16 protein-coding genes are annotated in these 12,833 nt (G+C 64.0%); 4 read left to right on the top strand and 12 right to left on the bottom strand.

The window, feature by feature from the left end:
• Positions 1-74: 74 nt before the first annotated feature.
• Complete coding sequence (gene purE, locus IVB12_RS21370) at positions 75-563, top strand: 5-(carboxyamino)imidazole ribonucleotide mutase (RefSeq protein WP_247280168.1); 489 nt, start codon at positions 75-77, stop codon at positions 561-563.
• Entirely contained in the window at positions 560-1,666 is a 1,107-nt protein-coding gene (locus IVB12_RS21365; protein ID WP_247301580.1) for a 5-(carboxyamino)imidazole ribonucleotide synthase, read from the top strand. The genes purE and IVB12_RS21365 overlap by 4 nt, the downstream gene beginning before the upstream one ends.
• Positions 1,667-1,700: 34 nt before the next feature.
• Here IVB12_RS21365 and aqpZ read toward each other — a convergent pair whose 3' ends face one another.
• Entirely contained in the window at positions 1,701-2,423 is a 723-nt protein-coding gene (gene aqpZ / locus IVB12_RS21360) for an aquaporin Z (RefSeq protein WP_247301579.1), read from the bottom strand.
• 262 nt (positions 2,424-2,685) lie between these two features.
• Here aqpZ and rpsU point away from each other — a divergent pair, with 262 nt between their 5' ends.
• Both rpsU and IVB12_RS21350 read left to right on the top strand, forming a co-directional pair.
• Positions 2,686-2,982 carry a 30S ribosomal protein S21 gene (rpsU, locus tag IVB12_RS21355; RefSeq protein ID WP_008546194.1) on the top strand — a complete coding sequence of 99 codons (297 nt, stop codon included), beginning with the start codon at positions 2,686-2,688 and terminating at the stop codon, positions 2,980-2,982.
• A 256-nt stretch (positions 2,983-3,238) separates the two neighbouring features.
• Positions 3,239-3,889, top strand: a complete 651-nt coding sequence (locus IVB12_RS21350; protein ID WP_247301578.1) for a tetratricopeptide repeat protein — start codon at positions 3,239-3,241, stop codon at positions 3,887-3,889.
• A 21-nt stretch (positions 3,890-3,910) separates the two neighbouring features.
• Here IVB12_RS21350 and IVB12_RS21345 read toward each other — a convergent pair whose 3' ends face one another.
• The 11 genes from IVB12_RS21345 to IVB12_RS21295 all read right to left on the bottom strand — a co-directional run bounded on the left by IVB12_RS21345 (position 3,911) and on the right by IVB12_RS21295 (position 12,802).
• On the bottom strand, positions 3,911-4,903 hold the full coding sequence (locus IVB12_RS21345; protein ID WP_247301576.1) for a hypothetical protein: 993 nt from the start codon (positions 4,901-4,903) through the stop codon (positions 3,911-3,913).
• A gap of 93 nt (positions 4,904-4,996) precedes the next feature.
• A complete protein-coding gene (locus IVB12_RS21340; protein WP_247301575.1) occupies positions 4,997-5,281 on the bottom strand; it encodes a cupin domain-containing protein in 285 nt (94 codons plus the stop codon).
• Between the two features lie 22 nt (positions 5,282-5,303).
• The gene (locus tag IVB12_RS21335) at positions 5,304-6,401 is read right to left on the bottom strand and encodes an ionic transporter y4hA (protein WP_247301573.1); all 1,098 of its coding nucleotides are present in this window, start codon (positions 6,399-6,401) and stop codon (positions 5,304-5,306) included.
• 49 nt (positions 6,402-6,450) lie between these two features.
• Entirely contained in the window at positions 6,451-7,785 is a 1,335-nt protein-coding gene (locus IVB12_RS21330; RefSeq protein WP_247301571.1) for a sodium:proton antiporter, read from the bottom strand.
• A gap of 97 nt (positions 7,786-7,882) precedes the next feature.
• Entirely contained in the window at positions 7,883-8,680 is a 798-nt protein-coding gene (locus IVB12_RS21325) for an alpha/beta hydrolase (protein WP_247301569.1), read from the bottom strand.
• Between the two features lie 210 nt (positions 8,681-8,890).
• Positions 8,891-10,288 (bottom strand): NAD(P)(+) transhydrogenase (Re/Si-specific) subunit beta, encoded by a 1,398-nt coding sequence (locus IVB12_RS21320; protein WP_247280178.1) that lies wholly within the window; start codon positions 10,286-10,288, stop codon positions 8,891-8,893.
• Positions 10,289-10,327: 39 nt separating this feature from the next.
• Positions 10,328-10,645, bottom strand: a complete 318-nt coding sequence (locus IVB12_RS21315; protein WP_235543528.1) for a proton-translocating transhydrogenase family protein — start codon at positions 10,643-10,645, stop codon at positions 10,328-10,330.
• An 11-nt stretch (positions 10,646-10,656) separates the two neighbouring features.
• Entirely contained in the window at positions 10,657-11,784 is a 1,128-nt protein-coding gene (locus IVB12_RS21310) for a Re/Si-specific NAD(P)(+) transhydrogenase subunit alpha (protein ID WP_247301568.1), read from the bottom strand.
• A 138-nt stretch (positions 11,785-11,922) separates the two neighbouring features.
• Positions 11,923-12,075 carry an aa3-type cytochrome c oxidase subunit IV gene (locus tag IVB12_RS21305; RefSeq protein WP_008136857.1) on the bottom strand — a complete coding sequence of 51 codons (153 nt, stop codon included), beginning with the start codon at positions 12,073-12,075 and terminating at the stop codon, positions 11,923-11,925.
• A gap of 96 nt (positions 12,076-12,171) precedes the next feature.
• Positions 12,172-12,567: a type II toxin-antitoxin system death-on-curing family toxin gene (locus IVB12_RS21300; RefSeq protein WP_247301566.1), complete on the bottom strand. Its 396-nt coding sequence runs from the start codon at positions 12,565-12,567 to the stop codon at positions 12,172-12,174.
• Positions 12,568-12,577: 10 nt separating this feature from the next.
• On the bottom strand, positions 12,578-12,802 hold the full coding sequence (locus tag IVB12_RS21295; protein WP_124162834.1) for an AbrB family transcriptional regulator: 225 nt from the start codon (positions 12,800-12,802) through the stop codon (positions 12,578-12,580).
• Positions 12,803-12,833 lie beyond the last annotated feature (31 nt).

Genomic DNA, 12,833 nt, shown 5'->3' with positions numbered 1-12,833 from the left:
CCACCGCCTTGCGAGCCGCCGGCCGGAACCTTTAATCTGGCCTATCTTTCTGTTTTCCGGGCACAATTGACGTCATGACCGCGCCGATCGCCATCATCATGGGAAGCCAGTCGGATTGGGACACGATGCGGCATGCCGCCGACACGCTTGCCGCGCTCGGCGTCGCCGCCGACACCCGCATCGTTTCGGCCCATCGCACGCCCGATCGCCTGTTTGCCTTCGCCAAAGGCGCCAAGGCGGCGGGATACAAGGTCATCATCGCCGGCGCTGGCGGCGCCGCGCATCTGCCCGGCATGGCGGCGGCGCTGACGGAGCTGCCGGTGTTCGGCGTGCCCGTCGAATCGAAGACGCTCAAAGGCCTCGATTCGCTGTATTCGATCGTTCAGATGCCCGCGGGTATCCCGGTGGGCACCCTGGCCATCGGCAAGGCCGGTGCGATCAACGCCGCGCTGCTGGCAGCTTCCGTGCTGGCGCTGTCCGACCCCGCCCTGTCCGGTCGGCTTGCCGCCTGGCGCAAGGCGCAGACCGAGGCAGTTGCCGAGCGCCCGGAGGACAAGGCGTGACTGACGCAAAGCAGGTGACGCTGAAGCCGGGCGACACCATCGGAATCCTCGGCGGCGGACAATTGGGCAGGATGCTGGCGATGGCTGCGGCGCGGCTCGGGCTGCGCTGCCAGGTATTCTCGCCCGATCCGGATTCGCCGGCCTTCGACGTTGTCCTCAATGCGACCTGCGCCGAATACGCCGATGTCGAGGCGCTCGAGCTGTTCGCAAACGACGTCGACGTCATCACCTACGAATTCGAGAACGTGCCGGCGGCCGCCGCGATGGTGCTGGATGCGCGCCGCCCGGTGCTGCCCAACCGCAAGATCCTCGAGACCACCCAGGACCGACTGGCCGAGAAGGATTTTGTCACCCGGCTCAGCATCGGCACCGCCGCTTACGCCGACGTCACCTCGGTGGCTTCGTTGCGCGAGGCGATCGTCAGGATCGGCCTTCCAGCCGTGCTTAAAACCCGCCGCTTCGGTTATGACGGCAAGGGCCAAGCCATCATCCGCGAGGGCGACGATATCGCCAAGGTGTGGACCAGTCTCGCCACCAAATCGGCGATCCTGGAGGCATTCGTGCCCTACGAGCGCGAGATTTCCGTGATCGCCGCCCGCGCGGCGACGGGTCAGGTCGAGTGCTTCGACGTCACCGAGAACGAGCACCGCGACCACATTCTCAAGATATCGCGCGCGCCCGCACCGATCGCGGACTCGCTCGCCGAAGAAGCGCGCAGCATCGCCAGCAAGATCGCCAGCGCGCTCGACTATGTCGGCGTGCTCGCCGTCGAGATGTTCGTGCTCACCAATGGCACCGGACCGAAGGTGCTGGTCAACGAGATCGCTCCGCGCGTGCACAATTCCGGACACTGGACGCTGGACGGCGCGTCCGTGTCGCAATTCGAGCAGCACATCCGCGCCATCGCCGGCTGGCCCCTCGGCAAGCCCGTGCGCCACGGCGAATGCGTCACCATGACCAATCTGATTGGCGACGAGATCAATGACTACGACAAGTGGCTGACCGTCCCTGGCGCCACGGTGCACATCTATGGCAAGGGCGCGCCGCGCCCCGGCCGCAAGATGGGACATGTCACCGAAGTCACGCCGACAAAAGCCAAATGAGAGGACCGCAGCAATCGCTGCGATCCCCTTGCGATCACGCCGTCTTTGCGCCGGCGACGACGCCTGTCGGCTCCTCGCTGAGCCAGCGGTAGATCACCCCGCCTAACGCGCCGCCGATCAATGGCGCGACCCAGAACAGCCAGAGCTGCGACAGCGCCCATCCGCCGACGAACAGCGCGGGGCCGGTGCTGCGCGCCGGGTTCACCGAGGTGTTGGTGACGGGGATACTGACGAGATGGATCATCACCAGCGCGAGCCCGATCGCGAGCGGCGCGAAGCCCGCGGGCGCACGGCCATGGGTGGCGCCCATGATGATGAACAGGAACATCATGGTCATCACCACCTCGGTGAGGAAGCACACGATCATGCTATACTGGCCGGGCGAATGCGCGTCATAGCCGTTCGACGCGAAGCCCTTGGCGACGTCAAATCCGGGCGCCCCGCTCGCGATGACGTAGAGCAGCCACGCGGCAACGATGGCGCCCGCCACCTGTGCGATCACATAGGGCAGGATCTGGCCGGCCGGAAAACGGCCACCTGCGGCGAGGCCGACCGTGACGGCCGGATTGAGGTGGCAACCCGAGATGTGGCCGATCGCATAGGCCATTGTGACGACGCTCAGCCCGAACGCCAGGGACACACCGACCAGTCCAATGCCGACCTGGGGAAAGCCGGCGGCAATGACGGCGCTGCCGCAGCCTGCGAATGTGAGCCAGAAAGTGCCGATGGCTTCGGCGGCGTATTTTTTCATGTCCATGTGTCGTCCCCTGATTTCAAGTTTCCGGAACAAAGCTCCGGAAACGACCCCGCCATGGGCATCAAATCGCCCAAATCGGGGCCGCACAGAGGTATTTTCGCCGCATTTAATGGCCGAAATTGGCCCGAAACCCCGCATGGCCGGTGGACATCCGCAGTTTTGTCTGATACATCCGCGCGCTCAAGGTTAAGGGCTTGCGCGTTTTGCCATCCCCTTAATTCTTACCAGAATTCAAATCCGATCCACCTGAAGAGGATGCCGCGTGCAGGTTCTCGTCCGCGATAACAATGTCGATCAAGCCCTCAAGGCGCTGAAGAAGAAGATGCAGCGCGAGGGAATTTTCCGCGAGATGAAGCTCCGCGGTCATTACGAGAAGCCGTCCGAGAAGAAGGCCCGCGAAAAGGCCGAAGCCGTGCGCCGCGCACGCAAGCTGGCCCGCAAGAAGCTGCAGCGCGAAGGCCTGCTGCCGATGAAGCCGAAGCCGGTGTTCGGCGCAGGTCCCGGCGGTGATCGTGGCGGTCGTGGCGGCCCGGGTGCAGGTCCGCGCGGACCGCGCTGATCTACCGGATCTTGCAAGACTTCAGTTTTCGATAACGCGGGCCCCTGGCCCGCGTTATTGTTTTGAGCGGTGCCTATTCTGGGACAGGGGCGCCACCGATGCGGCACCAAAGCGCGATGAGATTGGGATTGAACGTCATCGCGCTTTGGTTTGTTGTTTGAGCATGATCTCCGCGCAAACGCATTTCCGCGTTTGTCGCGAGACAGAAACCGCTTCACATTTTTTCGGACCATGCTCTAGCGCGAGCGAACCGTAGATGGCCTCCCCTTTCCCCGAGCGCAGCTTGGCGCGGCTACGCCAGATCTGGCAGCAACCGTTCGTGTTGGCTTTGATGGGGATTGCGCTGTGCAGCTGCTCTTTCGATCTGGGATCGCTGATGCCGGAGAAGGAGAAGCCTCAGGAGGCGCCGAAGGCGATCGCGACCGCCGAAAGCGCGGTCAGCGCCGGCAACGTCAGCGAAGCTCAGGCCCACACGGCAAAGGCCCAATCCCTGGCGAAGTCAGGTGAGGCCGCAGCTGCGCTCGACGAATTCAATCGCGCGGTCGGGCTCGATCCCTACAACGCACAGGCGCTCTATGGCCGTGCCTTGATCTATCAGGGCAATAACCAGCACGATTTCGCAATCGCCGATTTCAGCGCTGCGAGCGGGCTCAACCCGCAGAAGGTCGAGCCACTGCTCGGCCGCGCCACCAGCTATCTCGCGCTCGGCAAGATCAAGGAAGCCGCAGCCGATCTGGACGAGGCCTCCGAGTCCGATCCGCACAACGCCCAGGTCTGGACCACCCGCGGACAGGCCTATGAGCGGCTGGGCGACAGGGCCAAGGCAGCGGCGTCCTACACCAAGGCGGTCTCGCTTCGCCCACGCGACGATGCCGCCCGCAGCGGCCTCGCCCGGGTCGGCGGCTGACAGCGCGGCTCAGATGCCGTCCTAATCGGGGGTGGCGGGTTTTGGCAGAACGGCGTGGAACATCGACTTCACGCCTGACAGCATCTCATCGGCGACATTGGTCTTCGGCCGCCGCATGGTCGTGGTCGCCGCGGCGTCGGCGCGCAGATCGAGCGGCGGTGCGATCACCGGCACGGGAATGTCAGCCGGCGGCGTGATCCGATTCGGGTCGTCATTTCCGACCGAGGCTGTGTAAGGCGGGTTGAGCGGCGACGAGCCGCTATTACCATAGGCCTCGGGTGACGGCGTCGACACAGTAATCGGCGGCGGCAGCGGACGCACCGTGGACGGCTCCGCGGTGATCACACGCGGCGCCTCCGGGGTACGGGCGGCTTCCCGTACCGCAGGCTCCGCCGGCCTTTCAGCCGGCTTGGTCTCGGAAGACTTGGTCTCGGAAGACTTGCTCTCGATTGATTTGGCCTCAGCGGCCTTGCCCTCAGGCGACTTGCGCAGACGCTCGATCGCGGCACGCACGAGATCGTTGGCGTCGGGGGCCGCGGCCGGGGAAGCCGCAGCCGGCGCCGAATTGGCCTCCACCACCGGGGCGGTGGCGGGAACCGCAGCAGCCGGAGCAGACTTGGCAGCCGCCTTTTCGCGCGCGGCGGTGCGGCCGCGCGGGCTGGTCTCGGCGGGAGCAACGTCTGCGGCCTTGGTCTCGGCAGCAGGTTGATGATCGGCAGGCTTCTCGGCCGCCGACTTGTCCGCAGCATTCTTCTCGGAAACGCTCTTCTCGGAGACACTCTTCTCAGAGACACTCTTGTCGGAGACACCCTTGGCCTTGACGCCGGCCCCGGGAAGGCTGGTGGTGTCTGCCGGCTTGCCCTCACTGCCAGCCTGGGCAGGCACCGCTACGGCCGCAGGAGTATCGGGTGCGGGCTTGGCATTGATATAGTGATTAACGATGTAAGCCCCGATGATCGTCGCGAGCACCGAGGGGAAAATATCCATCGAGATTTTAGCGAGGTATTTCAGCATTTCTCGGCCACTCCCCGCGCGACCTGATGCGGGAACTTTGGGGCATTGTGAGGGATCAACTGCGACGGATCGATGGCAATCGGCAACGCCAACCTACGGTTTTAGCTCGACTTCAAGGAACACGATCTCGGTTGAGGTTTCGTTAAGTACGTCATGCTGGACGCCAGCCTTGCGGAAATAGGATTTCCCGGCCGCAAGCTGCGCCTTGGATCTCTCGCCGCTGGGCGCCACGATGGTCATCTCCCCCGCCACCACGGGTACAATCACGTAGTCCATTCCGTGCGTGTGATGCCCGGTGGCGCTCCCCGGCCCAAGTCGCCACTCGGTCACGCGAACCTGCGCGTTGTCGACCTGAACCTCGGACTGGGCGGCAAGCATCGGGAACTCTCCATGTCGCGCTTCAGGGCACGAAGACCATGAACACGTAGATGGCAAATACCACCATGTGGACCAGGCCGAACAGGACATTGGTCCTCCCGGTGCCGAAGGTCAGCATGCTCAAGAAGAAGGTCAGGAGCAAGAGCACGCTGCCCTGGGCGCTGAGGCCGAGTTCGAGCTCCTTATCGAGCGCGTAGGTGGCGACGCCGACGGCCGGGATGGTCAGCCCGATGGTCGCGAGTGACGATCCGAGCGCGAGGTTAATGCTCTTCTGGAGGTCGTTCTTGCGGGCAGCCGCGATGGCCGCGACGCCCTCGGGCAGCAGGATCAGGAGCGCGACCAGGAGACCGGCGAAGGCCGGCGGCGCGCCGATCCTGGCGCCCACGGCATCGACCACCAGCGAGAATTTCTTGGCGAGCAGCACGACCGCCAGAAGTGAGACCAAGAGCAGCGCCACGGTGAGTGCGAGCGCCCCACTTGACAGGTGCACCTCCCCGCCCTCGCCCTGCGCCCGTTCATGAACGAAGTAATCCTTGTGCAGGACGGTCTGCGTGTAGAGAAACACCGCATAAAGCGCGAGCGTGACCACGTCGACGAAACCGAGCTGAACCGCCGAATAGACCGGTCCGGGCGTGGTGGTGGTGTAGTTCGGCATGATCAGCGTGATGGTGGCAAGCGCAAACAAGACGCTGAGATAGACGTTGGCCCCGGAGAGCTGGAAACCCTGCTCGCGATAACGCAGGCCGCCGATGAAGATGCAGAGCCCGACGAGGCCATTGCAGACGATCATGACCACGGCGAACACGGTGTCGCGCGCGAGCGCCGGGGCGGGCTTGTCGCCCAGCATGATCGTGGTGATCAGCGCCACTTCGATGATGGTCACCGAGAGCGTCAGCACGAGCGTGCCATAGGGTTCGCCGACCCGCTCAGCGATCACTTCGGCATGATGAACCGCGGCAAATACGGTGCCGAACAGGATGATCAAAAGGACAATGGCGAAGACGAGCCCGCCGAGCGACAGCGTGAACACGTAGTTCGTCGCGCTAACAGCCGCGAACAACAGCACGGCCAGCGCCGGGAAGATCCAGGCCGACCGGGGCATCGGGTTATGTGCGCTCATCCACCGCTTCCATTTGCTGCCATGAGCAGTAGCAAATCAGGCGTGAGATTCAATGCCAGTGCAGGATCGGCGCGATCGGCAGCAGCGTCAGCAGCAGGAACAGCGGAATGAGCACGGCGCCGGCGCGCAACATATAGCCGAAGAAGCTCGGCATCTCGATGCCGTTCTCGCTGGCAATGCTGCTCACCATGAAGTTCGGCGCATTGCCGATGTAGGTGAGCGCACCCATGTAGACCGCGCCCATGGAGATCGAGGCGAGCGTCCCCGAGAGTTCATGCATCAGCACTTGCGGGTCGCCGCCGGCGAGTTCGAAGAACAACAGATAGGTCGGCGCATTGTCGAGGAACGCCGACATCAGGCCGGTGAACCAGAAATAGGCGACTTCGCGCGGCGCACCGTCCGGCGCCGTCACCGCCGACAACAGCCAGGCGAAGGCACCGTGATGGCCCGCATTGAGCATGGCAATGACGGGAATGATCGCGACGAAGATGCCGGCGAACAGTTTCGCGACCTCGCGGATCGGCTCCCAGGTGAAGCCGTTGGCCAGTCTGTGCTCGTCCGGCGTCAGCCAAACCGACAAGGCCGCAATGGCCAGCAGCACCAAATTGCGGACGACGTCCTCCAATTGCAGCTTGGTGCCGAGAATGTCGAAGGCAATGCCGGACTTCCACATCGCCGATGCCAGCAGGCTCGCGACGATGGCAGCGATCAGCACCAAATTGACAAGGCCGCGGATGCGCAGCGGCTCCCCGCAGCCTGTGTCGCCGGGCGGCGACTCGCTGCGGAAGCGCCAGACATCGATGGCGACGAAGATAGCGAGCAGCAGTCCGGCCACGATTGCGGTCTGCAACCAGATGGTACGCGTGGTCCAGAAGAAATCGACGCCATGCAGGAAACCGACGAACAGCGGGGGATCGCCGAGCGGGCTCAGCGCGCCGCCGACATTGGCAACCAGGATGACGAAGAAGATGACGACATGGGTATTGTGGCGCCGCAGCCGGTTGGCGCGGATCAAGGGACGTATCAGGATCATCGCGGCCCCCGTGGTGCCGACAATGCTCGCCCCCAATGTGCCGAGCGCGAGGATGCCGAAATTGGTCGCCGGCGTGGCCTTGATGTCGCCGGTGATGAGGATGCCGCCGGCCACGACATAGAGCGAGAACAGCAGCACGATGAAGCCGAGATATTCGGCGAGCATGGCGTGAACGAGCGCCGCCAGCGTTGCCATGCTCCCGGCAAAGATGACGAGCGCGGCGAGTGCCAGCAGCGACCAGGCCGCGGCGATCTTGCCGTAGTGATGATGCCAGATTTTTGGAAACAGCAGCGGACCCAATGCGATCGACAGCAACAGGCCGGCAAAGGGCAGCGCATAGGGCCAGCGCATGGCAGCACCATCGAGCCCGGTCGCTGCCCATGCGTGTTGCGGCGATAACGCGAGGATCGCGGCGAAGGCCAGGCGCCAGGGCCACGTAACGAACTGCTTAGGATTCAATGAAGCGCCTTGCCGTTTCGATCGCACCGAAAGCATCGAGATTGTCGTGTCCGCCGCCCGCGAAGCGAACGAACTGCTTGGGTCCGCGGGCGAGCGCAAACAGACGCTCTCCGAATACGATCGAAATGACAAGGTCATTGGTGCCATGCATGATCAGCAGCGGCACCGTGACGCGCGCGATCCGCTCGTCGGAGCGAAACGGGTCGCGCATCAGGAGGCGCACCGGCACGAACCGGAACGCTGATGCGGCGATATCGACCGCCGAGGTATAGGGCGCCTCCAGGATCAGCTTGCCGATCGGATGCTCGGATGCGAGCGCGACGGCCACGCCGGTGCCGAGCGAAAAGCCCCAGGCGACGATCCGTTCCGCGGCATAGCGCCCCGACGTGAAATCGTAGGCAGCTGCGGCATCGCGCAGCAAACCCTCCTCACTCGGCGCACCGCTGGAGCCGGCATAGCCGCGATAGGACAGCGCGACGAGGCCGGTGCCGTCGGCCGTCATCGCCCTGAAGCGGCTGACGCGACCGGCGAGAAAATCGCCATTGCCCGGAAAATACAGGATCACGCGACGGCCACGCTTCGCCGGCACGTGCCAGACGATGACCTTCTCGCCGTCCGACGTGGTCAGGACATGCTCTTCCGCCTCGGGAAGGCCCGCAGCATCGGGTGCGGTGCGACCGGCGGGCGGGATCGGAAACATCATCTCGCGCTGGCGGACATACAGCACGAGGAGACCGGCGCAATAGACGGCCGCGAGCAGGATGGCGATCCACTTGACGATGGTCATGATACGCGGCCGGCCTTTCGGCTCACGGCTTGCGACGGCTCCGCAGCAATTTCATGACATGGGGCCGGAGGCTGGCCGGAACATCGCGGCAGCGGCACGCCGCCTTACGGGCGGCTTGCCGGCTGCGCGCTGCGCGCGCGTCGCTTTGGGAGCCATGCGATAGGACCGGTGCCATTCCTTTGTGATGGCCACGGTCCGTTTGCTTCCGCGCTACATCGCCTTGACGATGTTCTCGGTGACCTTCTTGGCGTCGCCGAGCAGCATCATGGTGTTGTCGCGGTAGAACAGCGGATTGTCGATACCGGCATAGCCGGAGGCGAGCGAGCGCTTGATGAACATCACGGTGCCGGCCTTCCAGACCTGGAGCACGGGCATGCCGTAGATTGGTGAGGTCTTGTCCTCTTCGGCGGCCGGGTTGGTGACGTCGTTCGCGCCGATCACGAAGGCGATGTCGGCCTGCGCGAATTCGGAGTTGATGTCCTCGAGCTCGAACACCTCATCATAGGGCACGTTGGCTTCGGCGAGCAGCACGTTCATGTGGCCGGGCATGCGGCCGGCGACCGGGTGAATGGCATATTTCACCTCGACACCTTCCTTCTTCAGGATGTCGGCCATCTCGCGCAGCGCGTGCTGGGCCTGCGCCACCGCCATGCCGTAGCCGGGCACGATGATGACCTTGGAGGCGTTCTTCATGATGAAGGCCGCATCGTCGGCCGAGCCGAGCTTGGCGGGCTTCTGCTCGCCCGTACCGCCGCCGGCCGCAGCGGTCTCGCCGCCGAAGCCGCCGAGGATGACCGAGATGAAGGACCGATTCATCGCGTGGCACATGATGTAGGACAGGATCGCGCCCGAGGAGCCGACCAGCGCGCCGGTGATGATCAGCGCGGAATTGCCGAGCGTGAAACCGATGCCGGCAGCGGCCCAGCCGGAGTAGGAGTTCAGCATCGAGATCACGACCGGCATGTCGGCGCCGCCGATCGGGATGATCATGAGCACGCCGAGCACCAGGGCGAGGATGACGATCAGCCAGAAGTCGAGCGCGCTGCCGGTCAGCACGAGGCCGACGATAAAGAACACCAGCGCCACGGCGAGCGCGATGTTGATGACGTGGCGGAACGGCAGGATAATTGGCGCGCCGCTCATGCGTGCGGAGAGCTTCAGGAAGGCGATCACCGAACCGGTGAAGGTCAGCGCGCCGATGGCGACGCCGAGCGACATCTCGACCAGGCTCTGCGGATGGATGTTGCCGGGAGTGCCGATGTCGAAGGCCTCGGGCGCGTAGAACGCGCCGGCGGCGACCAGCACCGCGGCCATGCCGACCAGCGAGTGGAAGGCGGCGACCAGTTCCGGCATCGAGGTCATCGGCACGCGGCGGGCGATCACGGCGCCGATCGCGCCACCGATGGCGATACCGAGGATCACGAGGATCCAGGCGACGCCGTCCGCTGGCGGATGGCTGGCGAGGGTGGTCGCAACCGCGATGCCCATGCCGATCATGCCGAACAAATTGCCCTGGCGCGACGTCGCCGGGCTCGACAGCCCGCGCAGCGACAGGATGAACAGCACCCCCGCCACGAGATACAAGAATGCAGAGAGATTGGCGTTCATCTCAGGTCCCCATCTGTCCCTTCAGCCCGAGGTGGCCGCTTACTTCGACTTCTTCTTGTACATCGCGAGCATGCGCTGCGTGACAAGGAAGCCGCCAAAGATGTTCACGCAGGCAAAGATGAGCGCGACGAAGCCGAAGCCGCGCGCCCAGCCCGAGCCGCTCGAGATCATGCCGACGCCGACCGCGAGCAGCGCACCGACCACGATCACCGACGAGATCGCGTTGGTCACGCTCATCAGCGGGGTGTGCAGCGCCGGCGTCACCGACCACACCACGAAATAGCCGACGAAGACGGCGAGAACGAAGATCGACAGCCGGAAGATGAAGGGGTCGACGACCTGTGCAGCATGCTCCATGGCGACTCTCCTTAAACCTTCGGCTGGAAGTTCGGGTGGATGACGGCGCCGTCTTTCGTGAGCGCAGTGGCCTTGACGAGTTCATCGTCCCAGTTGACGGCGAGCTTCTTCTCTGTCTTGTCGACCATGGTCTCGATGAAGGAGAACAGATTGCGTGCGTAGAGGCTGGAGGCAGAGGCCGCGACGCGGCCGGCGACGTTGGTGTAGCCGACGATCTTGATGCCATCGAGGTCAACGACCTCGCCGGCCCTGGCGCCCTCGACATTGCCGCCGCGCTCGACGGCGAGATCGACCAGCACCGAGCCCGGCTTCATCGACTTGACCATCTCGGCACTGACGAGCTTCGGCGCCGGTCGGCCCGGAATCAGCGCGGTCGTGATCACGATGTCCTGCTTCTTGATGTGCTCGGCCGTGAGCGCGGCCTGCTTGGCCTGGTACTCTTTCGACATTTCCTTGGCGTAGCCGCCGGCGGTCTGCGCGTTCTTGAACTCCTCGTCCTCGACGGCAAGGAATTTCGCACCGAGCGATTCCACTTGCTCCTTGGTGGCGGGACGCACGTCGGTGGCGGTCACGACGGCGCCGAGACGGCGCGCCGTCGCGATCGCCTGGAGACCGGCAACGCCGACGCCCATCACGAACACCTTGGCCGCGGGTATAGTGCCGGCCGCCGTCATCATCATCGGGAAGGCGCGGCCGAAGGCCTCGGCGCCCTCGATCACGGCACGATAGCCGGCAAGATTGGCTTGCGAGGACAGCACGTCCATCACCTGCGCACGGGTGATGCGCGGCATCAATTCCATCGCGAAGGCGGAGACGCCGGCATCGGCCATCGCCTTCAGCGCCGCCTCGTTGCCATAGGGATCCATGATGGCGATGACGAGCGCGCCGCGCTTGTATTGCGAGAGCTCCGACGCCTCGGGGCGCTTCACCTTGATGATGATGTCGGCGTCAACAAGCGCATCAGTGCTGATGGTGGCGCCCACGGCGGTGAATTCGGAATCCGGCAGGCCCGACTTGAGGCCGGCGCCCGGCTCGACGGCGATCTCGGCGCCCAGCGCCTTGAATTTCTTCACCGTATCAGGCGAAGCGGCGACCCGCGGCTCGGACGGATCGATTTCCTTGGCAACGGCAATCTTCATGAGGCCTCCGGCGGCGCAGGACAGCGCGCGCGCAAACTAAAGCGTTACTCCCGCGGCGTTCGATACCGGTTCTGGGACCGGTTTGTATGCAAATTTTCTGGGCAGCTGCTGCCGCTGGCGTGTGCAGCTGCCGATCGATCAGGTGAGGAAGATCGCCATCAGGATCACGATGAGCGCGACCGAGGCCGTGCCGTACTTCACCAGCTTGATGAAGCCCTCGTAGGTCTGCTCGTGCGCAACGTAGTCGTTGCCGTCGGCGGTGGTGTACGCCACTTCGCTATGGTCAGCCATGGATTGTCCCCAGTCGAAAGTCGAATTCTTGGCTGGGATACCGCAAACTTTCGGGCAGGGCAACGGCACGCGGGCGCGGTTTTCCCGCAAATGAGGTCATTTGGAATTCCAATTGTCGCGGATCCAGCGCGCCAGGCTCTGCTCGCTGACTTCGCCGGCGGCGAGCGAGAGAATCATCGTTGTCGCTTCCGCGGGAGCGGGACTGAAGGCGACGCCGTTCTTGTGAAGGAAGACCATCATCGCCATGAAGGCGATGCGCTTGTTTCCATCGGCAAATGCATGGTTCTTCGCGAGGCCGAACGCGTATGCTGCAGCGAGTTCTTCCATTGGCGCCTGTTCATAGCGCCATTTGTTGATCGGACGCTCCAGCGCCGAACGCAGCATGCCCTCGTCGCGCAATCCGGGCGCGCCACCGAAGCGCCGGAGCTGTCGGCTATGAATTGCGACAGCCTGCTCGTAGGTGACCCAGAATGGCTCCTGAGGATCACTCATGCGCCGGCCGCTATTTTGCCAGCGCGGCGAGCGTATCGCGATACTTATCCATCACCTCATCGGCGATTTCCATCGTCCGCTCGAAGTCGGGGTCGTAAGGCAGCAATTGAAAACCCCCACCGGGCAATTCCACGACATGCAATTGCTGCCCGCGTTTGAGATCGAGCCGCTGCATAAGCTCGCGGGGCAGCAACAACCCGTCCGAATTGCCGATCTTCTTGATCTCGATCTTCATGGCTAACCTCCAGCGGTTATACGGGTGTATA

The sequence above is a fragment of the Bradyrhizobium sp. 179 genome, from assembly GCF_023073535.1.
In the GTDB taxonomy this organism is placed as follows: Bacteria; Pseudomonadota; Alphaproteobacteria; order Rhizobiales; family Xanthobacteraceae; genus Bradyrhizobium.
This window is presented reverse-complemented; position numbering and strand designations above follow the sequence as displayed.

Excerpts from the sequence above, each read along its gene's own strand:
- IVB12_RS21295 (WP_124162834.1), bottom strand. The coding sequence starts at position 12,802 with ATGAAGATCGAGATCAAGAAGATCGGCAATTCGGACGGGTTGTTGCTG.
- IVB12_RS21310 (WP_247301568.1), bottom strand. The coding sequence starts at position 11,784 with ATGAAGATTGCCGTTGCCAAGGAAATCGATCCGTCCGAGCCGCGGGTC.
- IVB12_RS21350 (WP_247301578.1), top strand. The coding sequence starts at position 3,239 with ATGGCCTCCCCTTTCCCCGAGCGCAGCTTGGCGCGGCTACGCCAGATC.
- IVB12_RS21325 (WP_247301569.1), bottom strand. The coding sequence starts at position 8,680 with ATGACCATCGTCAAGTGGATCGCCATCCTGCTCGCGGCCGTCTATTGC.
- IVB12_RS21320 (WP_247280178.1), bottom strand. The coding sequence starts at position 10,288 with ATGAACGCCAATCTCTCTGCATTCTTGTATCTCGTGGCGGGGGTGCTG.
- IVB12_RS21300 (WP_247301566.1), bottom strand. The coding sequence starts at position 12,567 with ATGAGTGATCCTCAGGAGCCATTCTGGGTCACCTACGAGCAGGCTGTC.
- IVB12_RS21345 (WP_247301576.1), bottom strand. The coding sequence starts at position 4,903 with ATGCTGAAATACCTCGCTAAAATCTCGATGGATATTTTCCCCTCGGTG.
- IVB12_RS21340 (WP_247301575.1), bottom strand. The coding sequence starts at position 5,281 with ATGCTTGCCGCCCAGTCCGAGGTTCAGGTCGACAACGCGCAGGTTCGC.
- IVB12_RS21315 (WP_235543528.1), bottom strand. The coding sequence starts at position 10,645 with ATGGAGCATGCTGCACAGGTCGTCGACCCCTTCATCTTCCGGCTGTCG.
- aqpZ (WP_247301579.1), bottom strand. The coding sequence starts at position 2,423 with ATGGACATGAAAAAATACGCCGCCGAAGCCATCGGCACTTTCTGGCTC.
- IVB12_RS21335 (WP_247301573.1), bottom strand. The coding sequence starts at position 6,401 with ATGAGCGCACATAACCCGATGCCCCGGTCGGCCTGGATCTTCCCGGCG.
- purE (WP_247280168.1), top strand. The coding sequence starts at position 75 with ATGACCGCGCCGATCGCCATCATCATGGGAAGCCAGTCGGATTGGGAC.
- IVB12_RS21305 (WP_008136857.1), bottom strand. The coding sequence starts at position 12,075 with ATGGCTGACCATAGCGAAGTGGCGTACACCACCGCCGACGGCAACGAC.
- IVB12_RS21330 (WP_247301571.1), bottom strand. The coding sequence starts at position 7,785 with ATGCGCTGGCCCTATGCGCTGCCCTTTGCCGGCCTGTTGCTGTCGATC.